Below are 26,508 nucleotides of genomic sequence, written 5' to 3' on the forward strand. Positions count from 1 at the left end.
CAGCGATGTACGACTTCGACACCCTCATCGACCGGCGCACCACCAACTCCATGAAGTGGGAACATGGGCGAGCGTTCCTGACGCCCGAGCAACAAGCGGCCGATCCGCTGCCGATGTGGGTGGCCGATATGGATTTCCGGGTAGCTCCACCGATCCTCGACGCCCTGCGCAAACAGGTGGAGATGGGCGTGCTCGGCTACGGCGGCACACCGGACAGCTACCGTGAAGCCGCGGTGGACTGGCAAGCGCGCCGCTTCGGCTGGCAGGCCCGGCCCGAATGGCTGGTGCAGTCGCCGGGCGTCATCAGCGCGCTGAACATGGCGGTCCAGGCGTTCTCCCAGCCAGGCGACCACGTGCTGGTGCAGACGCCGGTCTATTTCCATTTCCTGCACGATGTCGTCAACAACGGCCGCCGCCTGGCCCTGGCACCGCTGACGCTGGATGCGGGCCGCTACCGCTTCGATCCCGAGGCGTTCGAGGCCGCCATCCAGCCGGGCACCCGGTTGTTCATCCTCTGCAATCCGCACAACCCGACCGGCAATGTATGGACGGCCGAAGAGTTGCTGGCGATGGCCACAATCTGCGAATGGCACGGCATCCTGATCGTCTCCGACGAGGTGCACCAGGATCTGGTGTTCGGCGAGGGGCGCTGTCATGTTCCGCTGGCGATGCTCGACGAAGAGATCGCATCGAACACCATCGTCTGCACGGCACCGAGCAAGACCTTCAACATCGCCGGGCTTTCCTGCGCCAACATCTTCATCCCCAATGAACGCCATCGGCAGCGGTACTGGACGCAGTGCGAGCGCAACGGCGTGTTCCTCGTCAACACGATGGGCACGGCGGCCTGTGAAGCGGCTTACCGGCACGGCGAACCATGGATGGACGCCATGCTCGACTACGTGCGCGGCAACCAGCGGCACTTCGCCGCGCAGGTCGAGGCCTTGGGGCTACCGCTGACCGTCACGCCCACCGACGCGCTCTACCTGGCCTGGGTGGACTTCCGCGCACTCGGGATGCCGCCGGCCGAGTTGCATGACTTCCTGCTGCGTCGCACGCGGCTCTGGCTGGACCCGGGGCACAAGTTCGGAGCGGCCGGCGAAGGTTTCATGCGCATCAACCTGGCTTGCCCGCGCAGCGTGGTCGATGAGGCATTGAGCCGCCTGGCCTCGGCCTTGCCCTGACGCCCTTGGCCTATTTCAACGATTTTTGGAGCGACCATGAAGACTACCTACCGCGCGATGCAAGTCACCCGGCCGGGCTTCCTTGAGCTGGTGGAGCGCCCGGCACCGCTGCCGGGTATCGGCGAGGTGCTGATCGAGGTCGAAGCCTGCGGCATCTGCGGTGCCGATGCCAGCGACATCGAGCGAGCCGATCCCGCACTGCAACCTCCGCGCGTACCGGGACACGAGGTGGTCGGCCGCATTGCCGCGCTCGGCGAGCACACCCCCTCGATCTGGAAGGTGGGACAGCGCGTGGGCGTGGGCCGCATGGGAGGACACTGCAATGAATGCGTGCAGTGCCGGCAGGGACGCTTCCAGCTTTGCCTGAACCAGCCCATCACAGGAGCGAGCCGCGACGGTGGCTACGCCGAAATGATGCTGGCGCGGGCCACCGGGCTGGTATCGATCCCGGACGAACTCGATGCCGAGGAAGCCGCGCCGATTCTGTGCGCCGGCATTGCGACCTTCAACGCGCTCAAGAAATGCGGCGCGCAGGCCGGCGACACGGTGGCCGTCCTGGGCATCGGCGGCCTGGGGCACATGGCATTGCAGTACGCGCGTCGCATGGGATTCAAGGTCATCGCCATTGGCCGGGGCAGCGACATCGCGCAAGATGCACTGAAGCTGGGTGCCCACCTCTACATCGACACCAACGAGGAGGACGCGACCGCCCGGCTCAAGAGCCTGGGCGGCGCACAGGCCATCGTGACCATGATCGACCATGCCGAAACGGTATCGGGGCTACTGGCCGGTCTGGCACCCGAGGGGCGACTGGTGGTGCTCAACCCGAGCAAGCAGCCCCTGCAAGTGCCCGCCGGCCTGCTGGTCGGCGGCCAGCGCAGCATCCTCGGCTCGATCACCGGCACGCCCTACGAGAACGAGAAGACATTGAACTTCAGCGTCCTGGCAGACGTGCGACCCTGGATCGAAACCATGCCTCTGGAAAAGGCCTACGACGCCTATCAGCGGATGAAATCCGGCGACGTGAAGTTCCGCATGGTGTTGACCATGAACCGCCCAGATTGAATTTGACCAATCCAGCCCTGCGCGCAGGGCTTCCGAGCGAAAGCCAGAACTTATGACAGATAACGGTACAGCCTCCATCGGAGGCGCTTCGGACGAACTGCCCGAGAAAGTGCAGAGCGGAAACATCTGGCGCCTTTCCATCGCGCAGGCGCTGGCGGGGGCCAACTCGACCGTGCTTTACGCCACCGGGGCAATCGTCGGCGACATGCTCGCGCCGGTTCCCGTGTTGGCTACCTTGCCCATCTCGATCTTCGTGGTGGGCATGGCCGCGTGCATCTTGCCTGCGGGAGCGATAGCCCGGCGTCACGGGCGTCGCACAGCCTTCCTCGTGGGAACCGGGGCCGGCGTGCTGACTGGGCTGCTGGGCATGCTCGCGGTCATCATCGGCTCGTTCTGGCTGTTCTGCCTGGCAACCTTCCTGGGTGGCGGCTACGCCGCCGTAGTGCTGACCTTCCGATTCGCGGCGGCTGACGGCGTGGCACCGGATCGGCGTGCGCGTGCGCTATCGCTCGTCATGGCGGGCGGCGTTGCGGCCGGAGTCGTGGGGCCGCAGCTCGTGAACTACACGATGAACATGTGGCCGCCCTACATGTTTGCGGCCACCTTCCTCGCACAAGGCGCTGTCGCAGCGGTGTCGGCGCTCATCCTGCTGGGGGTTCGGTTGCCGATGCCCACGGCGGCCGAGGTGGCCGGAGGCAGGCCGCTGGCGGTGATTGCGCGACAACCGCGCTTCGTTGCGGCGGCCATCACCGGCGCGGTGACCTACATGCTGATGAACTTCCTGATGACGGCCGCGCCGCTGGCGATGCACATGTGCGGCCATTCGCAGGAATCGGCCAACCAGGGAATTCAATGGCACGTCATCGCCATGTACGGGCCGAGCTTCTTTACCGGAAGCCTGATCAAACGCTTCGGCGCGGGCCGCGTGGCAACCGTGGGTCTGCTGCTGACCGGGCTCTCCGCTGCCGTGGGCCTTGCAGGTATCGACGTCGCCCATTTCTGGGCAACGCTGATCCTGCTGGGCCTGGGGTGGAACTTCGGCTTTCTGGGAGCATCCGCGATGGTCCTGGAATGCCACCGCCCCGAGGAAAAGACACGGGTTCAATCCCTCAACGATTTCATCGTCTTTGGATTGATGGCCGTAGGCTCCTTCTTGTCCGGTGGATTGCTCAGTACCTATGGCTGGACCACGGTACTCTGGGTGTCTTTCATTCCTCTGGCATTGGCCGTGCTGTCGCTGGCGGTCGCCTTGAGGAGGAAACCCGTATCTCTCGCTGGCTAAGGACGCTCTAGTCGCTCAGCGGCAGGAACATTTCACTGATCCTGATGGAGAGTTCCTGTCCCGCCCGACGTCCTCAGCGTGCTCGTGAGCCCTTCTTTGATGCAGGAGTGCGCCGTCGGCGTTGCACTGCCCCCGTGCGCGCCTCGGGTTCTCCATCGTTGTCGTCCGGCTGCTCAAGGGTATGCAGGATGGGGCAGTCAGGCCGGTCATCGCCCGCGCAGCAACTGATCAGCGTCTTAAGCGTCTCGGCCATCTGCAACATGCTCTCGATGCGTCGCTCAAGGTCCTCGATGTGCTCTTGGGCCAGGCGCTTGACGTCGCTGCTCTGGCGCGACTTGTTGTTCCAAAGGCCCAGCAGGTCCCTGATCTCGGCGACCGAGAATCCGAGATCACGCGCGCGCCGGATGAAATGCAGCCGGTGCACATCGGACTGCGTGTAGGCGCGGTAGCCCGCGTCGGTTCGGTTCGCCGGCGGGATCAGGCCGATTTCCTCGTAGTAGCGGATCATCTTGGCCGAGACCTTCGATGCCGTGGACGCTTCACCGATGTTCATGGTCGTCCTCCTTTCTCAGTGTGAAGCCGCGGAGGCCGTATCCAGCGGCGGCTGGAAGCGGCGCAGGCGCAGTGCGTTGCCGAGCACGAACACGCTCGACATGCCCATGGCCGCAGCGGCGAATACCGGCGACAGCAGCACGCCCCAGGCCGGGTACAACGCCCCGGCGGCCACGGGGATCAGCGCCGTGTTGTAGGCGAAGGCCCAGAACAGGTTCTGGCGGATGTTGCCGATGGTGGCCTTGGACAGCGCGATGGCATTGGGCACGCCCTGCAGGTTGCCGGACATCAGCACCACGTCGGCCGATTCCACTGCCACATCGGTGCCGGTGCCGATCGCCAGACCCACGTCGGCCTCGGCCAGCGCAGGCGCATCGTTGATGCCGTCGCCCACATAGGCGATCTGGCCGTGGGTGGCCTTCAGCCGGCGCACCGCCTCGACCTTGCCCTCGGGCAGCACCTCGGCCACCACCTCGTCGATGCCCAATTGCCTGGCGATGGCCTGCGCCGTGCGCGCGTTGTCGCCGGTGATCATCGCCACCTTCAGGCCGAGCTGGTGCAGGGCCGCGATGGCGGCGGGCGTGCTGGACTTGATCGGATCGGCAACCGCGATGATGGCGGCCAGCCGGCCGTCGATGGCGGCATACAGAGGCGACTTGCCTTCGTTGCCCAGCCGCTCGGCCGTTCCGGCGAAGCCGCCGACGTCCAAACCCAATTCGCGCATGAAGCGATCGGCACCCACTTCGACACGAACCCCATCCACGGTGGCGCGCACCCCCATGCCGGTGACCGAATCGAAATCGGCCATGGTCGGCAGCGTGGTGCCTCCCTCCGTCGCAGATTCGACGATGGCCCGGGCGATCGGGTGCTCGGAACGCGATTCCACGGCAGCGACCTGCATGAGTACCTGCCTGCGGTCGAAGCCGGGCGCGATCTCCAGGTCGGTGAGCACCGGGCGGCCTTCGGTGAGCGTGCCGGTCTTGTCCACCGCGACCACCTTGGCGTCCCGAAGCAACTGTAGCGCCTCGCCCTTGCGGAACAGCACGCCCATTTCCGCGCCCCGGCCGGTGCCGACCATGATTGACGTGGGCGTGGCCAGCCCCATGGCGCAGGGGCAGGCAATGATCAGCACGGCCACCGCGTTGACCAGTGCGAAGGTCAGCGCCGGGGACGGCCCGAAGATGAGCCAGGCCAAGAAGGTCAGCGTCGCTGCCAGCATCACCGCCGGCACGAACCACAGTGTCACCTTGTCCACCACGGCCTGGATCGGCAGCTTGGAGCTTTGCGCCTGTTCGACCAAGCGGATGATCTGCGCGAGCATCGTCTGACCACCCACGGCGGTGGCGCGCAGCGTCAGCGCCCCCTTCTGGTTGACGGTGCCGCCGACCACCGTGCTGCCGATCGTCTTCTCGACGGGGATCGGCTCGCCGGTGATCATCGACTCGTCCACGAAGCTGCGGCCGTCGGTCACTTCGCCATCGACCGGCACCCGTTCGCCAGGACGCACCTCCACCATGTCGCCCAACGCCACATCCTGGATCGGGATATCCACCGCGCGGCCATCGCGCAGCACGTGCGCTTCCTTGGCCTGCAGCTTGACCAGCCGCTTGATGGCCTCCGAGGTGCGGCCTTTGGCGCGCGCCTCCAGGAACCGCCCGAGCAGGATCAGCGCCACGATGACCGCGGCTGCTTCGTAGTAGACGTTGACCGTTCCCGCCGGCAGCAGGTTGGGAAGGAAGGTAGCCACCACCGAGTAGCCGAACGCCGCGGCCGTGCCGACCGCGACCAGCGAATTCATGTCCGGCCCCAGGCGCATCAGGGCCGGGAAGCCTTTCGTGTAGAAGCGCCGTCCAGGGAAGGCCAGCACCAGCGCCGTCAGCACGAACTGCAGATACCAGCTCTGCTGGATGCCGATGGTGGACTTGATCCAATGGTGCACCCCGGGGACCAGGTGCGAGCCCATTTCGAGCACGAACACCGGCAGCGCCAGCACGGCGGCCAGGATCAGGTCGCGCTTGAGTCCGGCCCGTTCGGCGTCTTTCTTCTCCGCAGCCTCGTCGTCGGCCTGGGCGCTGTTATCGACAGCCCTGGCTTCGTAGCCGGCTTTCTGGACCGCGGCCACCAAGGCATCCATCGAGGCCGTTCCGCGCACGGTGGCGCGCTCGGTCGCAAGGTTAACGGCAGCCTCTGCAACGCCGGGCACCGCCTTAAGTGCCTTTTCGACACGGCCCACGCACGAGGCGCAGGTCATGCCCTCGACCGCCAGCTCCACGACGCTGGCAGGCACCTCGTAGCCCACCTTCTCCACGGCCTGGATCAGCGCCGCGCGATCCACCGGGCCGGCCAGGCGGATCTCCGCTTTCTCGGTGGCAAGGTTGACGGACACGCTGTCCACGCCCTCGACCTTGGTCAGGGCAGCCTCCACGCGGCCGACACAGCTCGCGCAGGTCATGCCCTCGATGGGCAGACTGATAGGGGCTAACGCGGCCCGGCTATCTGAGATGCTTGGCATGCTCATGGTTTACTTTCCACAGTTGAAGTTCGACATGGGCATAGCTTGCGGCTTACCATCGTGGGAAGGTAAAGCACTATGTTGCAGATGGGCACCGTTCCCTGTCGATGGCCGCAGCTTCGTCGGTCCCGGGAAGGCAGGGACGACCTTCCAAGGATAGGAGTCTCCGAGAAATGACCAAAAGCAAGAAATCAACCGACAGTCCCCGCAGTAGCATCGATCTGGCATCGCTGTCCGGCAACGACGTGACCATCCTGGCCGAGACGTTCCGGCTGCTGGGCGATCCGTCGCGGCTGCGCATCCTGCTGTTCTGCATGAAAGGGCCGTCCGCGGTGGGCGACATCGCGGAAAGCCTCGAACTCTCGCAATCGCTGGTGAGCCACCATCTGCGCCTGCTGCGCGGGGCTCGCCTGGTCAAAGGCGTGCGCCAAGCCAAGCAGATCTTCTACGAAGTGGCGGACAAGCACGTGAGCCACGTGCTGCTGGATATGGCCATCCACATCGCCGAAGACCACGGCGACGAATAGCCGGGCGCGACGCCAGGTCGGTCATGCCAAACAGCGGCCCGTCGAGGGTCGCTGTTGCCCAACCCCAAGCCTTATGCCCCGGATACCGCCGCCACGTTGCGAGCGAGCTTGATTCATATAGTTCATATGAACATATGTTCATGTGTTATATTTTCTTGCATCGTCAATCCAAGCGGCCGAGGCCCCCGATGTCCCACTCCCACTCTCATCATGGTCACAGTCATGACCACGACCATTCGCACGCGCCGACCGTCACCAGCACGAACGAGCGCAAGGTGCTGCTGTCCTTCGTCCTGATCTTCACCTTCATGGTGGTGGAGGCGCTCGGCGGAGCCTTCTCTGGCTCCCTCGCCCTGATGGCCGATGCAGGCCACATGCTGACCGATGCGGCGGCGTTGGCCCTGGCCTATGCCGCATTCCGGTTCGGCCGGCGCGCTGCCGACAGCAAGCGCACCTTCGGCTATCTACGCTTCGAGGTGATCGCCGGATTCGTGAACGCCGTGACGCTGTTCGCCATCGTGGGCTGGATCGCATACGAAGCCTGGCAGCGCTTCTTCGCGCCGCCTGAAATCCTGGCCGGCCCCATGCTGATCGTGGCCATCGTCGGCCTGCTGGTCAATTTCCTGGTGTTGTGGATCATGACGCGCGGCGAGACCGACCACGTCAACGTCAAGGGGGTCATCCTGCATGTAATGGGCGACCTGCTGGGCTCGGTGGGCGCGATCGTCGCTGCGATCGTGGTCTATTACACGGGCTGGACGCCCATCGATCCCATCCTCTCGGTGGCCGTGGCAGCACTGATCCTGCGCAGTGCCTGGAAGCTGTTGGCCAAGTCGCTGCACATCCTGCTGGAAGGCGCGCCCGAGGACGCTTCTCCAGAGAAGGTGGAGCGTGGATTGCTGGGCGCCGTGCCCGGCTTGGCGGCCGTCAGCCATGTCCATGTGTGGCAGCTCACCTCCGGCCGGACGATGGCAACGCTGCACATCCGTCCGCAGAGCGACGATGAAGCCAAGGCGGTGGTCAAGCTCGTCAACAAGGCACTACGCGAGCAGTTCAACATCCAGCACGCCACCGTTGCGATCGACTGGAACTCGGAGGTGGACGAGAACGCCTGCAATCTGCGCCAGAGTCCGGGGCGGCACGACCACGACCACGACCACGATCACCCGGCGTTCGGTCACCGGCATTGAAGCAATGCAAGGAAAACCACGGTTTGGGCGGGGACGATGTCCCGCCTGGCCGCAGTGACGCATGACCGTGTTTCCACGCCCCCGTTGACATTCCAACGATGGCAAGGCCGACCATCGCAGGGCGTCGCCAGGCATCGCCGAAATCCGGCCGATTGAGGTGAACGGGTCGATTCGACACGCCCGCACTCGAAATCCTTCCCGTTCGTTGAACCGAACCTGTGGCGTCGCACCACCAGGATCGGCATGCAAGAACAGCAAATCACCTCAAAGAGCCCGTACCGTCCCGCCGTTGCGATGTTCGCCGTCGGATGGGGAGCGAACATGTTCGCCCCGATGCTCCTCGTCTACGCGAAGGTCCTCAGCGGTACCGCCATCGCCGTGGTGTTCGCCGCCTACTGGCTCGGGCTCTTTCCGTCCTTGCTCTTCGGTGCGCGGCTGTCGGACCGTTGGGGGCGACGCAACCTGATGCGGGCGGTGATCCTCGTGTCGATCGTCGGCTCCGGCGTGCTGCTATTCGCCGGCAGCTCCTTCGGGCTGCTCGCCCTCGGCAGAGTGATCGTCGGCCTTGCTGCCGGCGCTGCCTTTGGTCCAGGAACGGTGTGGCTCAGCGAGTTGAACGACCGCTCCGGCTCCCGACGGTCGGCCCCCATCCTGACGGCGGTCGCGCTTACCAGCGGCTTCGCACTGGGGCCGCTGGTGTCGGGCGGACTGGCTCAATGGCTGATCCTCCCTGCAGCGCTTCCGTATCTCGTCCATATCGGACTGATGCTTTGTGTCGCTCCGATCGTCTGGTCCGCCCCGGAGACCGCGCCGCGCACGTCGGCGAAGAACCGGCCGACAATCGGCGCGGCGCTTCGGAACCCGCTATTTCTTCGCCTGGTGCTTCCCACCGCTCCCTGGGTGTTCGGAAGCATAGCCGCAGCCATTGTCGTGCTCCCGCAGACCGCGGATCTCGGGGAGGCCGGCATTGCCGCAACGGGGGCCGTAGCCGCCTTGACCTTGCTGAGCGGCGTCCTGGTGCAGCCGGTCGCTTCGCGGCTGGCGCTACGCCAGGGACTCGGCACCGCATTCGTCGGCGGCCTGGTGCTTCTGTGCCTCGGCATGATCGCCGGTGCGGGAATGGAATTTACTCGGTACACGCCTCTGTTGTTCCCCGCGGCTGTGCTTCTGGGTTGCGCCTACGGGTTCCTGCTCACCGCTGGCCTGCGGGCAATCCCGCTCATCGCTCGAATTGAAGACCGCTCGCTGCTCACCGGCATCTTCTACGTGCTCGCATACAGCGGATTCTTCTGGCCCATCCTCGTCAACGTCCTTGCGCCCGCGATCCCGAAGACTGCGATGTTCGCTCTCTCGGCAGCCGTTGGCCTTGCCACCGTGATCCCCGTGCGCAAGCAGCGGATCGGATGATCCGAAACCATTGCATATCGTGCCGCAGGTCACTTCTGGACCAGCGACGCGCGGCATCTGGCGGCATGGATTACCGAGAAAAAATACCCCTTGACCTTCCCACCGTGACAAGGCCCACAGTGCCAGTTCCCTACCAGTAACTCCATTGGAGAAATCTCATGATCAGTTTTGAAGTCAAGGACATGACCTGCGGGCACTGCGTCAGCATGATCACGAAGGCGCTGAAGGCAGCGGATCAGGATGCCAAGTTCACCATCGATCAAAGCCAGAGCCTGGTGCAAATCGAATCGAGTAGCGCTGATCCGAAGGAACTCCAGGACGCCATCGCCGATGCGGGTTATACCCCCGTCCTGATCGAACAAAACCGCGCCGCCGCATCGGCTTCGGCGAAGACCTGCTGCGGCGGCGGCAAGTGACACCGCTTGACCGTCATCAGGCTCGCCGACTCCTCGGCGGCGCTGCGCAGCGGGCCTAGACCACCTGTGAACGATAGGGGTCTGGAGATGGAAGCCCATCGCATCAAGCGGAGGCAAATTCCGGCATCGTATTTTGGGGTCGTCCTTGGAGTCGCCGGCCTGGGACAGGCCTGGCGCTCCGCTGTGCAGCTCTGGCATTTGCCTTCTGCCATTGGCGAAGCCCTGCTCGCGATGGCCGGACTGATCTGGGCTGCGCTCATCATCGGCTACGTCTGGCAGTCGATTCGGAATTTCGAGGCGGCAAAGGCCGAGTTCCTGCATCCGGTCCAGGGTGGAACGCCCGCACTGATCGCGGTTTCCACCTTGCTCATCGCCATCGCGGTGATCCCGTATTCCATGGCCCTTGCGTGGCTCCTGACGATCGGCGGCATTGCCTGGAATATCGGCTTCGCGCTTTGGCACACCGGCACGCTCTGGCAAGGCGGGAGGAACTCGGAGGACATGCTTCCGACCTTGTACCTGCCCACGGTCGCAGGAAATCTCACCACGGCGGCCGCGCTGGGCGCGCTAGGCAGCGCTGATTGGGGATGGATTTTCCTGGGCGCGGGATTCTTCTCGTGGCTGGCCCTCGAATCCCTGGTCATCCATCGCCTATGGCACTCGACATCGATACCGGCGCCGCAACGTCCGCTGATTGGTATTCAATTCGCGCCACCCGTCGTTTGCGCCATGGCCTGGCTGGCCCTGTCTCCCGGCAGCACGGACCACTGGCTTCTCATGCTGTGGGGCTATGGCCTTTTCCAGCTATTGCTTGGCCTGCGCCTTGGCCTTTGGTTGGGCGTGCAGCCCTTCATCCCCGCCTACTGGGCCTATACGTTCGGTGTGGCCGCTGCAACCGTCAGCGGCCTGAAGCTGGCACAGGCCGGCATCCATTCGGCACAGGTTCTGGCCGTGCCGGTTTTCGTCGGCGCCAACGTGTTCATCGGCTACCTGGTCATACGGACGGTCCACCTGCTCATTACAAGCAAGGACACACCGCAACGGGCTACCGGGGGACAGCGATGAAGATGGCCGGCGGTCCAGCCCCCCAGGCACGGCTTTATTTTCGCTTAATCGGACCAGCCCAGCATCCGGCTTTTGGCCAGTTCTCTTTCACCACGCGAGGAAACGAAAAATGAAAACAACAGTCTTTTCCCTCCTTCTTGCAGTACTGGCTTTTTTCGCCTCCCCAACGAACGGCTTTGCCCAAGGCCCGCAGATGCCCGACATCAACAAGATGCCGGACATCGTAATTCCCTATGAAGGCACCTCCACCAAGTTCGCGCTGATGGTTTCGGACGTGCTGCACTTCAAGGCCGCGGTGTTGACCGCCAAGCAAATGGACGTGAAGAAGAAAGGACTGACCTTTGAAATCGTGGCCGTAGGCGCGGTGGTCAAGGATCTTGCAAACGACCATTCACTGGCCGAGTGGTTTGCAAAAAGCGAGGACTACGGTGCCAAGATCGTTGTCTGCGAGAACGCGATGGCCGTGTTCGGGGTCACGAAGGACCAACTGGACAAGAGACTGAGCACAACCCGAAGCGGAACCATCCATCTGCTTGAGCTTAAGGACAAGGGATACAACACCTTGCACATCTAGTTCCTATTGAACTGGGCACGGATGTTTGCCGGGAAACCGCTTTCGTTCACTTTTTCGGCTTGGTGGGCCCGGCAAATATCCGGGCTCGCGGCTGTGCAATTCACTTCGCCAAGCCATTACTTCAGGAGAACCCTATCCATGTCCATGAAAGAACTGATACGCAAATATGCAAGCCTGCTCATTGCGGGCTTTATCGCCGCAGGAGCTGCTGCCAGCGCGTCCGCCGAATCGGCACCAGCGTCCAGTGCTGGAACGAAATCGTTTGTGCTGCAGCAGATAAGGAACGCGACGATCAAGATCGACTACGGCGACGTCAGGTTTCTGGTCGATCCGATGCTGGCGAAAAAAGGCTCATATCCCGCGGCACCGGGAAGCTTCAACAGCGAAATCCGCAACCCTACCGTAGACCTTCCCATACCCCTTGAAAAAGTGATCGACGTGGATGCGGTAATCGTCACGCATCTGCACTTCGATCATTGGGACAACGAGGCCAAAGAACGCATCCCGAAAGACATGCCGATCTTTGCGCAGAACGATGAGGATGCCAGGACGATCCGAGGCTCCGGCTTTCGGGACGTGCGCGTCTTGAATGAGGCAACCGAATTCAAGGGAGTCCGCCTGATCAAGACAAGCGGCCAGCATGGCAGCGACGCTGCAATGGCCGTCCGCGGGAAACTTCTGGGCACGGTGTCTGGCGTGGTCTTCCAGCGCCCAGGCTTCAAGTCGCTCTACGTGGCTGGCGATACCGTCTGGAATACCCACGTCCAGGACGCTCTCGCCACATACCGCCCGGACGTCATCGTCCTGAACGCGGGCTATGTGCGATTCAACGATATCGATGGCGCCATCATCATGGGCAAAGAGGATCTATATCGAGTGAATCAAGCCGCCCCTGGCGCTTATATCGTGGCGGTGCACTTGGAATCCCTGAACCATGCGACGCAAAGCCGGCAGGAACTGAAGGATTACATCAAGGAGAAATCGCTCGACCCTCAGCGAGTCCTCGTTCCCGATGATGGCGAAAGCTACAGCTTCTGAATGGCCCTTTCACCAGACCGACAGTGGTATCGGAGCAGTCCCGACCCTGGAGATACCCCCCGCATGAAACGACGTCATTTTCTGATTGCCGCTGCGATGGTGCCCTTGGCGCCGCTGGCCAATAGCGTTTCCGCCCAAGAGGCTTTCAAAGCGGGCAAGGATTTCCTGGAGCTGGACAAACCCGTGCCGGTCGATGCGCCGCCTGGCAAGGTGGAGGTCATTGAGTTCTTCTCGTACAACTGTCCGCACTGCGCTGCCTTCGAGCCGCAGCTCGAAATCTGGACGAGGCAACTTCCCTCCATCGCATCCTTCCGGCGCGTTCCTGTGCCCTTTGTAGGCAGTGACGTGGAAGCCAAACAGCGCATGTACTACGCACTGCAGGCTCTGGGCAAAGAGGACGAATTCCGACCCAGGATCTTCCGGGCCATCCATCAAGAGCACCAACGCCTGTTCGGCGACGATGCCATCTTAGCTTGGGCCGACAAGCAACCTGGACTGGACGGCAAGAAGTTCGCCGAGGCGTATCACTCGTTCTCGACCATGACCAGAGCCAAACGCGCAACGCAGACGACCAGTGATTTCAAGGTGGCGGGTGTGCCGGCGCTAGGCATCGCCGGACGTTGGTACGCGGACGGAGAAACCGCCGGCAGCCCCGAGCGCGCGCTTCAGGTAACCAGTTTCCTGATTCGGGAAGCAAGCCGGGCGTGAGGATTGCCCGGTACTGCTCAGGAGACGGGGCCGGTGCTGCCTTGCAGCGCAAGGCCCGCCGCCCGCCATTCGGGCACGCCCCCCGCCAGTGGCGTGGCCTGCATCCCGTGAGCCTGCAAGATGCTCACGGCCTGCATGGATAGCACACAGTACGGACCGCGGCAGTAGGCCACGACCTCCGTATCCCGGGACAGTTCACCGATCCTGTCGGCCAGTTGCTCCAGCGGGATATTGATCGCGCCCGGCAAATGAGCCTGCGCGAACTCCTCATCGCCGCGAATGTCCAGCAGCACCACGGCCCCTTCATCCATGCGATCAAGCAGGCCGTCGATCGAGACCGATTCCATCTCCTGGGGCCGTTGACGGCTATCGGCGATGGCCTCGCGGATGCGGGAATGCTGGAACTCCACGTAGTCATGCAGCGCCACGACCACCGAGGCCAACGGTCCCGGCCCGAGGCGATAGAGCATGTGCTTGCCATCGCGCCGCGTCTGCACGCAGCCAGCACGCTTCAGGTGCTGAAGGTGCTGAGAGGCGTTCGCCACCGTGATCCCGGTCAACTCGGCCAGTTTCTCGACCGACCTTTCCCCTCGCACGATCTGCTCCAGCAGCGCCAGGCGATGCGGATGCCCCAAGGTCTTGGCGACTTCGGCCAATGGGTCCAGACGGCTGCTGCCGTCGATGTGGGCGGGCGGGTTCATTGACGCCACGATACCATCGCACTATCATTCAATCAAATAATTGAACGTATATTGCAAAGCATATCCCCGCCCGCGCACGACTGCCGCAACCGGCAGCCATCCCTCCCATCCGCTGCTCAACCAAGCCTCTCTGCTTGCAGCGATCCGCACTGGCTGCGCCAGTGACTCCTTTCCAACTTCAGGACCCCCCATGCTTCAAGAGCTGAACAACGACAATTTCGATACGACGCTCGGCCAGGTGCCCGGCGTCTATGCCGTCCGCTTCTGGGCCGAATGGTGCGGCCCGTGCAGGGTGATGTCCCCGATCTTCAAGGACGTCGCCCGCGACATGCAGGATCGCGCGCACTTCGGCGAGGTCGATATCGACCAGGCCCCGGAATTGGCTGGCCGCTTCGGCGTGCAGAGCATCCCAACGGTGGTGCTGTTCAAGGATGGCCAGGTGATCGACCGGATGACCGGCGCAGCGCCCAAGCCCAACGTCCTTCGCTTCATCAACAACCACCTCGATTGAACCGGACGGTGCGACCGCTCGGCATCACCGCGTCGGCCGTAGCGCACCTGCAGCCCCCCGACCGCCCATAGAGAACAACACCAATGACCCATGTAAAAGTGAAACCTTGGCAGGACGGCGATAACGCTCCCCCCGAGCTTCTGGAAAACATGCAAGCCCGTCGCCCGAACGGCGAGCTGATCGGTATCGATCGCGTCTTGCTCAAGAGCTTTCCCCTGGCGACCGGCTGGAACGGTTTGCTCGGTCGCGTGCGGGCAGAGTTTGAGCTGCCCCTCGAATACCGAGAACTCATCATGTGCCGCGTTGCCGTGCTCAACCGGGCCGAATTCGAGTGGAATGTCCACAAGCCCGCCTACCTGCAGGCCGGGGGCACGCCAGAAAAATGCGATGCGATGCGCGCCGACGGTATCGCTTCGCTTTTCGACGGCAAGGAGCGAGCGCTGCTGGAACTGACGGACCAGTCCACCCGCAACGTCGAAGTCGATGCTGCCGTCATCGAGAAGCTCAAGGCCTTCTTCGGAGAGCAGCAGACGGTAGAGGCGGTCGCGACGGTCGCCGCCTACAACATGGTGTCCCGCTTCTTGGTCGCCCTTGCGATCTGAGCATGCCGACCCGCCTTCCAATTGATCAACCGACACTCATCATGACCATGGCAACACACCATCAGCTCATCATTCTCGGCTCCGGGCCGGCCGGCTGGACCGCCGCGGTCTACGCCGCCCGTGCCAACCTCAAGCCATTGGTTCTCACCGGCCTGCAAATGGGCGGCCAGCTCATGACCACCACCGAGGTGGACAACTGGCCGGGCGATGCCCATGGGCTGATGGGGCCGGACCTGATGACGCGCATGCAGGCCCATGCCGAGCGCTTCGAGACCGAGGTGGTATTCGACCACATCCACACCGCCGATCTGTCCAAGCGCCCGTTCACCCTGACCGGCGACAGCGCGCAGTACACCTGCGACGCGCTGATCATCGCCACCGGCGCCACCGCCAAGTACCTGGGCATTCCGTCCGAGGAGGCGTTCAAGGGCCGCGGCGTCTCGGCCTGCGCCACCTGCGACGGCTTCTTCTACAAGGACCAGGACGTGATCGTGGTCGGCGGCGGCAACACCGCGGTCGAGGAGGCCCTGTACCTGTCCAACATCGCCCGCAAGGTCTACCTGGTGCACCGCCGCGACACCCTGCGCGCGGAGAAGATCATGCAGGACAAGCTGTTCGCCAAGGTCGCCGCCGGCAAGGTCGAGACCGTCTGGCACCACGAGGTGGACGAGGTGCTGGGCAACGACATGGGCGTGACCGGGGTGCGGGTGAAGTCCACCCTGGACGGCAGCACCCGCGACATCGACGCCCACGGCTTCTTCGTCGCTATCGGCCACAGCCCGAACACCGAGCTGTTCAAGGGCCAGTTGGCGATGAACAACGGCTACCTGGAAATCCGTTCCGGCTTGGGCGGCAACGCCACCCAGACCTCGGTGGAAGGCGTGTTCGCCGCCGGCGACGTGGCCGACCAGCACTACCGTCAGGCCATTACCTCGGCCGGCTTCGGCTGCATGGCGGCACTGGACGCGGAGCGATTCCTCGACTCGGCCGTTGTCCGATAAGGAACGCGCCATGGCCGGATGGAGAGGCAGGCGATCAACCCCTTGCATCGAGGCATCGAGCCTCTATCCAGGGAAAGTGCTGTCCCTCGGTGCGTTTGTTCCCGGCAGGGAAATCTCCGCGATCAGGCCGCCTCCATCCCTTGGCCTCAATTCAAGACTGCCACCGAAACGCGCCGCAATCGCACGCACGATCGAAATGCCCAGGCCTGACCCATCCTTGCTGTTCCGGCCCTGGTCGCCACGCCAAAAGCGCTGGCCGATTTGCGCTGCCTGCTCGGTAGTGAGGCCAGGGCCACGGTCCGATACAGTGATCAAGCACCGCGGCGCATCCTGTTCCAAGAGCACGCTGACATCGATCACGGCATCTTGGGGCGAATAGCGCATCGCATTGTCAACCAGGTTGCGAACCGCCGTTTCCAGCATCGACCTGGGCACTGGAGTTCCGATGCTTTCGCCGTTGACGGTCAGCGACAGGCGCTTGCCTTCGTCGGCGTTCCATTGCCCCAGCACGCCACGGACACAATCGGCCACGCAGGTGCAGCCGTCCGCTTTATCGGCAGGTGCCTCGGCACGGGCCAGGGTCATCATCTGGTCCAGCGTGCGCCGCAGTCGCTTCACCCCTTCCTCTGCACTGGAAAGCGAGGACGCCACCTCGTCGCCCTCGCTGATCCTGGCTACCTGCAGGTGCGTGTCGATTACGGTCAGCGGCGTGCGCAGTTCGTGCGCCGCGGCATCGGTGAATGCCCGTTGGCTGGAGAGCGCCCGTGCCAAGCGCCTGAGAAGCCCATTCATCGCATCCAGAACCGGACGCAGTTCGGAGGGCGAGTGGTTGACGGCGATCGGGGATGTATCGTCCGCATGCTTGTCGCGCAACTGCTGTGAAAGCGCCTTCAGCGGGGACAGCCCCCGGCCGATGCCGATCCAAAGCGCAGCCAAGCCGCCGAGGAAGGCGATCACGAACGGTACGCCAGCCACGCTCAGCAATTCGTTGATCAGCATGTCCCGCTGATCCACGCGATCGGCCGTAGTGATCTGATAGCCATCGGCACGAAGAACGTAGACCCGCCACTGGTGCCCCAGAACCTCCCGCGTACTGAAGCCTGTCGGCAGCGACTCAAATTCCGAATGAGGTCCAGTGGTCGTGCGTGCCAGGATCTCCCCACGCAGGGATCGAATTTCGCATGCGATGCCTTCCTTGCCGCTGACGCGCACGGCCTCGGTGAAGTCGGTGGAGGCCGAGTTGGGGGCCAGTGCCGCGCGTTCAAGAAGCCCCGACACCATGCGTGCCGACATGGCAAGGCGACCGTCGAGCGTTCGGTCGAGATTGGAATGAACGCCGCGCATCATCCAGCCCGCGGCAGCGCTCCACAGAACCAGCAGCGAAATGCCGGCGATCAGAACGGCGCGAAGGCGCAGGCTCATGACGTAAGCCTCCAGCCCAGCCGATAACCGAGTCCGCGAACCGTCTCGATCGCCTCGGCCCCGAGCTTGCGGCGGATGTTGTGGATATGCACGTTGAGCGCATTGCTGCCGATTTCTTCCCCGAGTCCGTACAGGCGTTCGTTAAGCATGTCGGGGGGCACCCACCGGCCATCGGCGTTGGCGAGATGGGCCAGCAAATCGACTTCGCGGCGCGACAAGGTGACGGCCTCGCCCTGGAACCAGGCCAGCCCGCTCTCCGGCTCCAATCGCAAAGGGCCGGCCGAGATGACCTGGGCAGCGCGACCTTGCGTGCGCCTGACCAGCGCGTGCAACCGGGCCGCGAGTTCCCGCAGGTCGAACGGCTTGACCATGTAGTCGTCGGCACCGTCATGCAGCCCCTTGAGCCTGTGCTCGATGGCGTCGCGTGCGGTGAGGATCAAGACGGGCAACTGCGGTTCGACCGCCCGCATGCTGGCCAGCAATTCCATGCCATCCCGGTCGGGCAGACCGAGATCGAGTACCAAGGCATGAAAGGTTTCTTCTGCGTGCACGGTTTCCGCGTCCTGTGCCGTGAGGACATGCTGGACGGAAATGCCGTGCTTTCGCAAACCGGCGACGATTCCCTTGCCGATCAACTCGTCATCCTCTACCAGCAGTACCCGCATTTCCGCTTCACCTTGCCTCGATCAAATGCTCATGGTAGGACAGAAATCCCTTTCACGTCAGCGAAAAGATAGGCCCTCACGGCACTTTAGTTTCGCTTAATCGAGCGAGCGCATCCTTCAAGCAGCTTTGCTTGGAGGATTCGGATTTGGCTTTTTATCGGCGCATAGTTGCGATCTTTCTACTGTGTTGTTGCATGGTCGGCAGCGCCTGGGCGAATGGCCTTCTTCCCTCCTGGGGCAGTAGCGAACGGCAGTTTTTGGACGTTGCCGAAGTATTCAAGCTGGACCCAGCGCAGCAACAAGGCGACTCGTTCTTAATTGCAGGACATATCGCCGATGGCTACTACGTTTACCGCCATGCCATCAAATTGGTCGATGCGCGGGGCCATGAGATCAGCCTGACCCTTCCAGCAGGAACTGCCAAGCACGACGAGTTCTTTGGCGACACGGAAATCTATAAGGGTGATGCGCTCAATCTGCGCTTTCCCGTCACTGCCGCCGGCCCGCTGACACTCCATTGGCAAGGGTGCGCCGAAGCAGGCATCTGCTATCCGCCGCAGACCGTGAACCTGGCACTGCCGGAAGTGGCAGCAGGCACATCTACCGCAGGCAATGGCTCCACACACGAGAGCCCAACCGCGGCACCCGCCAGCCAAGGCAGCGTGGCGGGGGCGACCGAGATCGCCGAGGATCAAGCGGCAGCGCAGCGGCTTGCCGCACTCGGCCCCGTATGGGGAACGCTGCTGTTCTTCGGCTTCGGGTTGCTGTTGGCCTTCACGCCATGCTCGCTGCCGATGATCCCCATCGTCTCCTCCATGGTCGTAGGCAGCCAAGCCAAGCCGCGACGGGCCTTCTTCCTCTCGCTGTCCTATGTCGTGGCAATGGCGGGCACCTACGCGGTGGTGGGTGTGGCCGCTGGCATGGCCGGTGCCAACCTGCAGGCCACCCTGCAATCGCCTTGGCTGCTGGGAGCGTTCGCGGCCCTGTTCCTCGTCCTGGCGAGTTCGTTGTTCGGCCTGTTCGAGCTGCAGATGCCTTCGGCCCTGGTCAATCGTGTCGAGTCTGCCGGCAGAGACCGCTCGGGCGGCAGCATCCCCGGCGCTGCAGCACTGGGCTTCCTCTCGGCGCTCCTGGTCGGCCCCTGCATGACCGCGCCATTGGCGGGTGCATTGCTGTACATCGGACAGACCGGCAGCGCGGTCTATGGCGGAATGGCATTGTTCGCGCTGGGTTTGGGCATGGGATTGCCCCTGTTGGCCATCGCCGTGTTCGGTGCCCGGGTCCTACCTCGCCCGGGCGCATGGATGGATCGCGTGCGCGTGGCATTCGGCTACGTCATGGTCGGCATGGCCGTGATGATGCTAACGCGCTTCCTGCCCGGCACCGTGGGCCTGGTGCTTTGGGGGGCCTGGGTCTTGTCCGTGGCGATTGGCCTGATCGCCTGGGGTCAGGCCGTGGCGGCGAAGCATCGGCTGGCATGGACGCTGCGGTCCGGTGCTGTCTTCGCCGGCTTGTGGTCCGTCCTGATGCTGGTCGGCGCTGCATCCGGGGGCGAATCCGCTTTGCAGCCGTTGGCGCATCTGCGCGGTGGATCGACTTCGGCCGCATCCGCTGAGGCTGGTGTCGCTTTCGTCCAGGCGAAATCGGTCGAGGACGTGGATGCGCATTTGGCCCAGGCGGCTTCGCGCGACCAATGGACCCTGATCGACTTCTACGCCGACTGGTGCGTCAGTTGTCATGTGATCGAGCGCAACGTATTCGGAGACCCCGCTGTCGCGTCCCGGCTGGCGCGCATGCAGGTGGTGCGGCCGGACGTCACGCGCAATGATGCAACCGACCAGGCTCTGCTCAAGCGCTGGGGCGTCATGGGACCGCCCACACTCATTCTGGTTGGCCCGGACGGCAAGGAACGCCGGGATCTGCGCGTGGTGGGTGAGATCGATGCTCGCACCTTCCTGGATCATCTGGACAAGGCGGGCTCCTGATGATCAGCGTGGGGCCTTTCTCCGTCCAGGTCGTGGCTGTCTTCGCTGCCGTGCTGCTGGCCTGGGCAGTAGCTCGCATGGTTGCCAAGCGACTGCCCGACTCGCCGTACAAGGCGGCCGGCGGAATGCTTATGGACGCGGTGTTCCTGGGATTTGTAGCAGCTCGCCTGGGCTATATCGCGCAGTGGTGGGACGAGTACGCGCAGTCGCCAATGTCCATGTTCTTCATCGGCGACCAAGGCTTCACCTGGTGGATAGGTGTCGCGGCAACGCTGGTGTTCATCTGGTGGCGCACCCGTTCGACCCGGGCATTGCGCCGCCCTGTACTGGTAGGTGTTACAGCCGGACTTTTGGCGTGGTTTGCCGCAGGTGGCGTGCTTGAGCTGTTGCAGCGCTCGGCACCGCCGCTGCCAGCCTTGGCGCTCGCCACGCTCGACGAAAAGCCTGTTGTCCTGAACTCCTATATCGGACGGCCAGTCGTGCTCAACCTCTGGGCTTCATGGTGTCCGCCATGCCGTCGCGAAATGCCGGTGTTCGAGCAGGCGCAAGCGCAGTATCCCGAGATCGCTTTCGTCATGGTCAACCAGGGTGAAAGCGCCCAGCAGGCGCGTGCTTTTCTCGAAGCCCAAGGCCTGCAGCTCAAGGATGTGTTGCTCGACCCGGCTTCCCAAACCATGCAGGCGGTTGCTTCGCGAGGCCTGCCCACCACGTTGTTCTTCAATGAGCACGGACGCCTGGTGGATACGCACCTGGGCGAACTCTCGATGGCCAGCCTCAAAAACACGGTGTCGCGCCGTTTCGCGCAATCCCAACAGATCAAGACAGAAAAGGAATAACCATGTTTGCAAAACGCTCTCGCATTTCCCTCTTTTTGGCCGCCAGCCTGCTGTTGGTCACCGGCTGCAGCCAGGCGGAAACCGCCAACCAGCCGCCCGCCCTGAAGGCGCTGGAGGATCAGGGCCTGACCGTCATGCAGGAATTCAAGGTCGGAGGCGGACTGCGCGCTTTCGCGGCAGTTGCCGGTGACAGGCCCGTCGCCATTTACATCACGAGCGATGGCAATGCCATCGTGGGAACACGCCTGAATGCCAAGGGAGAGCCGATCGATGAGGCAGCCCTGAACAATCTGGCGGCCAAGCCGCTCAGCGACAAGGAATGGGCGCAGCTCCAATCTGCAACCTCTGTCCGGGACGGGCAAGCGAATGCCCCGCGCATCGTGTATGCCTTCTCCGACGCCAACTGTCCCTATTGCCATCGCTTCTGGGAAGCCGCACGTCCTTGGGTCGATGCTGGCAAGGTCCAGATTCGGCACATCATGGTCGGAATCATCAGGGAAGACAGTCCCGCCAAAGCTGCGGCAATCCTGGGTGCCGCTGATCCCTCGGCAGCGTTGCTGGAAAACGAGCGGAAGTATTCCCAGGGCGGGATTACACCGGCCAAGAGCATTCCAGCAAATGTACGGAAGACCCTCGATGACAACCAGATGCTGATGTTGAGCATGGGCTTCCGCGGAACTCCTGGCATCGTCGTTCGTGGCCCCGATGGCGTACTCAAGAAATATAACGGCATGCCTCAGGGGCCCCAGTTGGCCGAGGTGCTGGGACCACGCTGAGACCCATCCTTTGGCGCGCGAATGCGATATGTGCCGCATCGCGCGCCAGAGCTGCACCTACTGGGCTAACCAACTGCAATTCAAGGAGGTGAATCATGTCCACTAACCATCGCCTGATTGCTGGCTTGTTTTTTGGCCTGGTGTGCCTGCTTGTCGCCGCTCCGTCGGCCGCAGGAGTCGATTGGCCCAAGGATGGCTGGAGGGTGATTGAGACGAGCCAGAGCTATTCGGAATTGCTCGCCAATCTCAAGAAAGCGGTCTCCGCGAACGACTTGAATGTTGTCTTTGATGTTGGCCCGACGGAGGCTGCTGCAAAGCGCGGCATCCACATTCCGGGAAACCGGGTGGTGGGGGTCTTCAACAACAAGTTTGCCGTCGATATTTTGCGCCTCAGTGTGCCGGCGATGATCGAGGCACCAATCCGGTTTTATGTGACTGAGCGGGATGACGGGCATGCAACGCTGTCGTGGGTCGAACCCAGTCATATTTTCGCGCCATATATCGAGGACGTTGGCAGCAGCGATGACGCAAAAATGCTGCGTCAGGAGGCGGAGGAACTCGATGCTCGCTTCTCTCGGATTGCATCCGAGGCTGCACAAGGAAAATAGCTGAAAGGGGCGTTCACTATGCTCTCACTGACAGGTGGGCTGCTGGGCCTCATCATCGGAGCCGTGCTGGGATTGACCGGCGCCGGCGGCGGCATCTTCGCGGTGCCGGCGTTGGTTTTCGGCTTGGGCATGGACATACGTAGTGCCGCACCCGTGGCGCTGCTTGCGGTGGGTGCGGCGGCGGCATTGGGCGCTGTACAGGGACTGCGGCGGGGTATTGTCCGGTACAAGGCCGCGATGGTGCTGGCGGCCGCCGGCACCGTGACTGCCCCGCTGGGTGTTCAGCTCGCGCACTGGCTTTCGCCGCGGTGGCTGAACATGGTCTTCGTGGCCATCATGCTCATCATCGCGTACCGGATGTTCCTGTCCTCGCGCAGCCCCCAAGCCGATAGCGACTTGGGCGACGAGCAGGCCAAGGCGTGCAAGGTCTCCAAAGACACGGGGCGCTTTCTCTGGAACCTGCGAACCGCGACCACGCTGGGGAGTATCGGCGTCGTGTCCGGCTTGGCCACGGGCATGCTGGGCGTAGGCGGCGGCTTCATTATCGTCCCAGCCTTGGCGCATTTCAGCGAGCTGCGCATGCACAGCATCGTCGCGACCTCGCTCATGGTGATCGCGCTGTTGTCCGCCGTGACCGTGTTCATCGCATGGAGTCATGGCCTGCTGCTTACCGCGCCTACTTGGGCATTCGTACTCACCGCGCTGGTGGGCATGGCGGGTGGTCGCGCTGTGGCGCTAAGGATTCCTTCAAAGATGCTGCAGCGGGTGTTCTCGATCACCTGCGTGTCCGTGGCGGCTCTCATGCTCATGCGCAACGTGGGCTAGAGATTCGCTATTTGGTTAATTGATTGGACGGAGATTTCCAATGCAGGCAAGGAAAGTAGATATCGCCATCATCGGTGCTGGAACCGCCGGCATCACGGCATTTCATGCACTCAAGGCGGCAGGAAAGGATGTCGTCCTGATCGATCGTGGACCGCTGGGGACGACCTGCGCGCGCGTAGGCTGCATGCCGTCGAAGGCCGCTTTGCATGCGGGGATGCGCTGGACGACGGCCAAGGAGTTGCCCGCGGGCGTCACGCTCTCCGCACAAGGGCCGCAGGCTTTGTGGCGGCATACCCGCCAGACGCGGGATGCTCTGGCCGGTGCTGCCGCGGAGCGCACGCGCAAGGCCGTCGGCGAAAACCTGATCATGGCCGAGGCTCGCTTTGTCGCGCCAGGCACCTTGGAAGTCGGCGACCAGCGTATCGAAGCGAAGGCTTTCATCGTGGCCACGGGCTCGCATCCGGTGGTGCCCAAGTCGCTGGACGGCGCGGCCTCCCACATCCTCACCACCGACACCCTTTTCGAGCAGAAAGAACTGCCGCAGCGCCTGGGGATTCTAGGACTGGGAGCGATCGGCCTGGAACTTGGCCTGGCCCTGTCGCGGCTTGACGTGCAGGTGATCGGTGCCGACCAACAGGACACGATCGGCGGTATTCAAGATCCCGAGGTGCAGGATCGGGCGCTTTCGAGGTTCGGCGGCGAGTTTCCCATGTGGCTGGGAGCACCCGTCGAAGTTACCCTGGCAGGCGACAAGGTGCGCATGCGCACCGACAAACATGAAGCGCTCGTGGATCGCTTGCTGGTCGTGACTGGCCGCCAGCCCAATACCGAAGCGCTCAATCTGCAAGCGGCAGGCATCCTATTGGACAAGGCAGGCCGGCCGAACATCGACGCCTCCACCATGCAGGCATCGGATGCACCGATCTTCTTCGCGGGCGATGTGCAGCCGGATCGTCCGCTGATGCACGAGGCCGCCGACGAAGGCCAGATGGCGGCCCAGGCCGCCTTGACGCGCCTGCGTGGCGAACAATGGCAGGGGGCGCCGCGTCGGGTGCCGATCAGCATCCTGTTCACCGATCCCGACGTCTGCGCTGTCGGCATGTCCTACCAGGCCGCAATGAAGAAAGATGCCGTGGTCGGCATCGCGGAAGGTAGTGGCAACGGGCGCTCGAAGATTCTCGGTGCCCAGGACAACCTGCTGCGCATCTACGTCGAACCCGGCACTGGCTTGTTGCTTGGGGCCAGCATGTTGCTGACGCAAGGCGAGCATCTGGCGCACCTGCTCGCCTGGGCAATCCAGGCCAAGCAGACCGTCAATGACCTGCTGACGATGCCGTTCTACCACCCATCCATCGAGGAGATGCTGCAGAGCGCCTTGAAGTCGGCATCCCAGCAACTCAACCCGTAAACGGACTCCTTCTTTCCGCCATCACGCCCGAACCATCATGAGCCAAAACATCCAGAACCAAGCATTGAAAGTGATCCTGCATGCGCCAACTCCCGCAGCACTGGAGCGCGCACGCAAGAATGCGGTCAATCTCCTGCGCGAAGCGCCTGATGCCGAGCTGCGCATCATTCTCAATGCAGAGGCTGTCAAGGCAGCACTCGATCAAGCGCATGCCGAGGTGGACATCCACACCTGGGTGTGCCCGACGACGCTGACCCGGATCGGCAGGGAGAACCGGCCGCCGCTCCAGGTGATGGCAGGCCCAGCCGTGATCGAAATCGCGCGCATGCAGCGGACAGGATGGGTCTATATCAGATCATAGCAACAGGCCGCCCAGGCGGCAGAAGGGGCTGGGGACATGGAACTGCGACATCTTCGCTACTTTGTCGTCTTGGCTGACGAGCTGCATTTCACGCACGCCGCGGAGCGGCTGCATATCGAACAACCGCCCTTGTCTCGGGCGATCAAAGAGCTGGAAGACGAACTAGGGGTCGTACTCTTTGATCGTGATCGCAGAGGAACGCGGCTGACCGCCGCAGGAGTTGCCTTCCTGCAAGACTCTCGCAGGCTTTTCACCGTTCTCGAACAAGCCCGGGAGAACGTCAAGGCCGTCGCGGCGGGTTTGCGGGGTAGCCTGCGTATCGCGGTGTCTGATGGAGCAATCGACCCTAGGCTTTCATCGTTCCTGGCCCGTTGCCGCGCCGAAGAACCAGAGATCGAAATACGCCTGTCCGAAGTACCCTTGGCCGAACAGATGCGGGGGCTTCGATCCGGCGATTTCATGATCGGCTTCGCACACACCGCGGATGTCAACGACGGTATCGTTGCCGAACCAATATGGCGAGACCCGCTGGTAATTGCCGTACCGGCACGGCACGCGCTACTCGCTCACAAGGAAGTGCCACTTCATGAACTTAGCGGTCACCCGCTTGTCTTGTGCGATCCGCAAGTCTGCGAGGGTTACTGCCGCGAGCTGGCGCGCCTTCTAGGACCTCTGGGACACCAGAAAAACGTCGTTGAGCATGTAACCTCTTTGGACATGATGCTCACGCTGGTCGGTGCCGGTTATGGTGTTGGCTTCATGGCCGCGAACAGAACTCCAGCCACACAGCGGCCTGATGTCGTAATACGCCCGTTGGCTGTTGAATCCGCAATTATTACGACCTACGTGCTTCGGCCCGACAATAGCGCCTCTTCGGCCTCTCTGGAGCGGTTTATCGCGCGCCTGCGCGAAGGGCTGGGTAACTAACCTGGCTCAAGATTCGACAGTGGAATCCATATTGCGCTCTGTGGCGGCCATTAGATCGGTCCCACTCATCTTCAGCGCAGTGGCGATTTTCAGTATCAGGGCCAAGGAGGGCAAATGCTCCCCTCGTTCGATCTTGCCCATGTGGGAACGCTCTATTCCAGCCAGCCCGGCCAGTTCCTCCTGAGCGATGCCCTGGTCCATGCGGAACGCGCGCACAGCCTTGCCAAAAGCCTGGGCTGGCTCGGCTTCATATCTGGTTGTGCCAGGGGGACGCCCCCGTTGAACAGTACGCCTCTGCATCGGCAGAAGCGTCAGGCAGTCACTAGAATTTAACCACGTTAAATTTAACTCATGGGTATC

General features: G+C 63.0%; 28 protein-coding genes. 22 read left to right on the top strand and 6 right to left on the bottom strand.

Annotation, left to right across the window (positions count from 1 at the left end):
* Positions 1-5 precede the first annotated feature (5 nt).
* The 3 genes from ACUTAG_RS20425 to ACUTAG_RS20435 are packed head-to-tail and all read left to right on the top strand — an operon-like array spanning position 6 to position 3,531.
* Positions 6-1,184, top strand: coding sequence for a MalY/PatB family protein (locus ACUTAG_RS20425; protein WP_011347523.1), 1,179 nt, complete (start codon positions 6-8; stop codon positions 1,182-1,184).
* A 36-nt stretch (positions 1,185-1,220) separates the two neighbouring features.
* Complete coding sequence (locus ACUTAG_RS20430) at positions 1,221-2,249, top strand: alcohol dehydrogenase (protein WP_011347524.1); 1,029 nt, start codon at positions 1,221-1,223, stop codon at positions 2,247-2,249.
* A gap of 52 nt (positions 2,250-2,301) precedes the next feature.
* Positions 2,302-3,531: an MFS transporter gene (locus ACUTAG_RS20435; protein WP_011347525.1), complete on the top strand. Its 1,230-nt coding sequence runs from the start codon at positions 2,302-2,304 to the stop codon at positions 3,529-3,531.
* 73 nt (positions 3,532-3,604) lie between these two features.
* Here the strand turns inward: ACUTAG_RS20435 and cueR are convergent, their stop codons facing one another.
* Together cueR and ACUTAG_RS20445 are read right to left on the bottom strand one after the other, a co-directional pair.
* Positions 3,605-4,084, bottom strand: coding sequence for a Cu(I)-responsive transcriptional regulator (cueR, locus tag ACUTAG_RS20440; protein ID WP_011347526.1), 480 nt, complete (start codon positions 4,082-4,084; stop codon positions 3,605-3,607).
* A gap of 15 nt (positions 4,085-4,099) precedes the next feature.
* Positions 4,100-6,595, bottom strand: coding sequence for a heavy metal translocating P-type ATPase (locus tag ACUTAG_RS20445; RefSeq protein WP_431521322.1), 2,496 nt, complete (start codon positions 6,593-6,595; stop codon positions 4,100-4,102).
* A gap of 173 nt (positions 6,596-6,768) precedes the next feature.
* Between ACUTAG_RS20445 and ACUTAG_RS20450 the strand changes: the two genes are divergently transcribed.
* The 8 genes from ACUTAG_RS20450 to ACUTAG_RS20485 all read left to right on the top strand — a co-directional run bounded on the left by ACUTAG_RS20450 (position 6,769) and on the right by ACUTAG_RS20485 (position 13,520).
* Positions 6,769-7,122, top strand: coding sequence for an ArsR/SmtB family transcription factor (locus ACUTAG_RS20450; RefSeq protein WP_011347528.1), 354 nt, complete (start codon positions 6,769-6,771; stop codon positions 7,120-7,122).
* Between the two features lie 188 nt (positions 7,123-7,310).
* Complete coding sequence (locus tag ACUTAG_RS20455; RefSeq protein WP_011347529.1) at positions 7,311-8,312, top strand: cation diffusion facilitator family transporter; 1,002 nt, start codon at positions 7,311-7,313, stop codon at positions 8,310-8,312.
* A 243-nt stretch (positions 8,313-8,555) separates the two neighbouring features.
* The gene (locus ACUTAG_RS20460) at positions 8,556-9,719 is read left to right on the top strand and encodes an MFS transporter (RefSeq protein WP_200143507.1); all 1,164 of its coding nucleotides are present in this window, start codon (positions 8,556-8,558) and stop codon (positions 9,717-9,719) included.
* 158 nt (positions 9,720-9,877) lie between these two features.
* A complete protein-coding gene (locus ACUTAG_RS20465) occupies positions 9,878-10,135 on the top strand; it encodes a heavy-metal-associated domain-containing protein (protein ID WP_011347516.1) in 258 nt (85 codons plus the stop codon).
* An 87-nt stretch (positions 10,136-10,222) separates the two neighbouring features.
* The gene (gene tehA / locus ACUTAG_RS20470; RefSeq protein WP_011347515.1) at positions 10,223-11,200 is read left to right on the top strand and encodes a dicarboxylate transporter/tellurite-resistance protein TehA; all 978 of its coding nucleotides are present in this window, start codon (positions 10,223-10,225) and stop codon (positions 11,198-11,200) included.
* 109 nt (positions 11,201-11,309) lie between these two features.
* Positions 11,310-11,774: a DsrE family protein gene (locus tag ACUTAG_RS20475; protein WP_011347514.1), complete on the top strand. Its 465-nt coding sequence runs from the start codon at positions 11,310-11,312 to the stop codon at positions 11,772-11,774.
* 138 nt (positions 11,775-11,912) lie between these two features.
* Positions 11,913-12,812, top strand: a complete 900-nt coding sequence (locus ACUTAG_RS20480) for an MBL fold metallo-hydrolase (RefSeq protein ID WP_011347513.1) — start codon at positions 11,913-11,915, stop codon at positions 12,810-12,812.
* A 63-nt stretch (positions 12,813-12,875) separates the two neighbouring features.
* Complete coding sequence (locus ACUTAG_RS20485; protein WP_011347512.1) at positions 12,876-13,520, top strand: thiol:disulfide interchange protein DsbA/DsbL; 645 nt, start codon at positions 12,876-12,878, stop codon at positions 13,518-13,520.
* Positions 13,521-13,537: 17 nt separating this feature from the next.
* Here the strand turns inward: ACUTAG_RS20485 and ACUTAG_RS20490 are convergent, their stop codons facing one another.
* On the bottom strand, positions 13,538-14,221 hold the full coding sequence (locus ACUTAG_RS20490) for an ArsR/SmtB family transcription factor (protein WP_011347511.1): 684 nt from the start codon (positions 14,219-14,221) through the stop codon (positions 13,538-13,540).
* Positions 14,222-14,411: 190 nt separating this feature from the next.
* Here ACUTAG_RS20490 and trxA point away from each other — a divergent pair, with 190 nt between their 5' ends.
* From trxA to trxB, 3 genes are all read left to right on the top strand, one after another.
* Complete coding sequence (gene trxA / locus ACUTAG_RS20495; protein WP_011347510.1) at positions 14,412-14,732, top strand: thioredoxin; 321 nt, start codon at positions 14,412-14,414, stop codon at positions 14,730-14,732.
* Between the two features lie 83 nt (positions 14,733-14,815).
* The gene (locus ACUTAG_RS20500) at positions 14,816-15,334 is read left to right on the top strand and encodes a carboxymuconolactone decarboxylase family protein (protein WP_446650289.1); all 519 of its coding nucleotides are present in this window, start codon (positions 14,816-14,818) and stop codon (positions 15,332-15,334) included.
* Positions 15,335-15,375: 41 nt separating this feature from the next.
* Complete coding sequence (trxB, locus tag ACUTAG_RS20505; protein ID WP_011347508.1) at positions 15,376-16,335, top strand: thioredoxin-disulfide reductase; 960 nt, start codon at positions 15,376-15,378, stop codon at positions 16,333-16,335.
* Between the two features lie 63 nt (positions 16,336-16,398).
* On the opposite strand, the gene ACUTAG_RS20510 is transcribed toward trxB, so the two are convergent.
* Both ACUTAG_RS20510 and ACUTAG_RS20515 read right to left on the bottom strand, forming a co-directional pair.
* Entirely contained in the window at positions 16,399-17,757 is a 1,359-nt protein-coding gene (locus ACUTAG_RS20510; RefSeq protein ID WP_011347507.1) for an ATP-binding protein, read from the bottom strand.
* Positions 17,754-18,422: a response regulator gene (locus ACUTAG_RS20515; protein WP_011347506.1), complete on the bottom strand. Its 669-nt coding sequence runs from the start codon at positions 18,420-18,422 to the stop codon at positions 17,754-17,756. The genes ACUTAG_RS20510 and ACUTAG_RS20515 overlap by 4 nt, the downstream gene beginning before the upstream one ends.
* A gap of 194 nt (positions 18,423-18,616) precedes the next feature.
* Here ACUTAG_RS20515 and dsbD point away from each other — a divergent pair, with 194 nt between their 5' ends.
* The 8 genes from dsbD (at position 18,617) to ACUTAG_RS20555 (ending at position 26,148) form a co-directional block, all read left to right on the top strand.
* Complete coding sequence (gene dsbD / locus ACUTAG_RS20520) at positions 18,617-20,407, top strand: protein-disulfide reductase DsbD (RefSeq protein ID WP_011347505.1); 1,791 nt, start codon at positions 18,617-18,619, stop codon at positions 20,405-20,407.
* On the top strand, positions 20,407-21,243 hold the full coding sequence (locus ACUTAG_RS20525) for a TlpA disulfide reductase family protein (RefSeq protein ID WP_011347504.1): 837 nt from the start codon (positions 20,407-20,409) through the stop codon (positions 21,241-21,243). Before dsbD ends, ACUTAG_RS20525 begins: the two co-directional genes overlap by 1 nt.
* A 2-nt stretch (positions 21,244-21,245) precedes the next feature.
* Positions 21,246-22,019 (top strand): thiol:disulfide interchange protein DsbG, encoded by a 774-nt coding sequence (gene dsbG / locus ACUTAG_RS20530; protein WP_011347503.1) that lies wholly within the window; start codon positions 21,246-21,248, stop codon positions 22,017-22,019.
* 95 nt (positions 22,020-22,114) lie between these two features.
* Positions 22,115-22,627, top strand: a complete 513-nt coding sequence (locus ACUTAG_RS20535; protein WP_011347502.1) for a DUF302 domain-containing protein — start codon at positions 22,115-22,117, stop codon at positions 22,625-22,627.
* 18 nt (positions 22,628-22,645) lie between these two features.
* Positions 22,646-23,452 carry a sulfite exporter TauE/SafE family protein gene (locus tag ACUTAG_RS20540; RefSeq protein ID WP_011347501.1) on the top strand — a complete coding sequence of 269 codons (807 nt, stop codon included), beginning with the start codon at positions 22,646-22,648 and terminating at the stop codon, positions 23,450-23,452.
* 40 nt (positions 23,453-23,492) lie between these two features.
* Positions 23,493-24,860, top strand: a complete 1,368-nt coding sequence (locus ACUTAG_RS20545; protein ID WP_011347500.1) for a dihydrolipoyl dehydrogenase — start codon at positions 23,493-23,495, stop codon at positions 24,858-24,860.
* 37 nt (positions 24,861-24,897) lie between these two features.
* Positions 24,898-25,221 (top strand): DsrE family protein, encoded by a 324-nt coding sequence (locus ACUTAG_RS20550; protein ID WP_011347499.1) that lies wholly within the window; start codon positions 24,898-24,900, stop codon positions 25,219-25,221.
* Between the two features lie 36 nt (positions 25,222-25,257).
* On the top strand, positions 25,258-26,148 hold the full coding sequence (locus ACUTAG_RS20555; RefSeq protein ID WP_011347498.1) for a LysR family transcriptional regulator: 891 nt from the start codon (positions 25,258-25,260) through the stop codon (positions 26,146-26,148).
* A 6-nt stretch (positions 26,149-26,154) separates the two neighbouring features.
* Here ACUTAG_RS20555 and ACUTAG_RS20560 read toward each other — a convergent pair whose 3' ends face one another.
* The gene (locus ACUTAG_RS20560) at positions 26,155-26,448 is read right to left on the bottom strand and encodes a helix-turn-helix domain-containing protein (protein WP_011347497.1); all 294 of its coding nucleotides are present in this window, start codon (positions 26,446-26,448) and stop codon (positions 26,155-26,157) included.
* Between the last annotated feature and the right edge of the window lie 60 nt (positions 26,449-26,508).

The organism is Achromobacter sp. CSND-B12 (genome assembly GCF_052906545.1).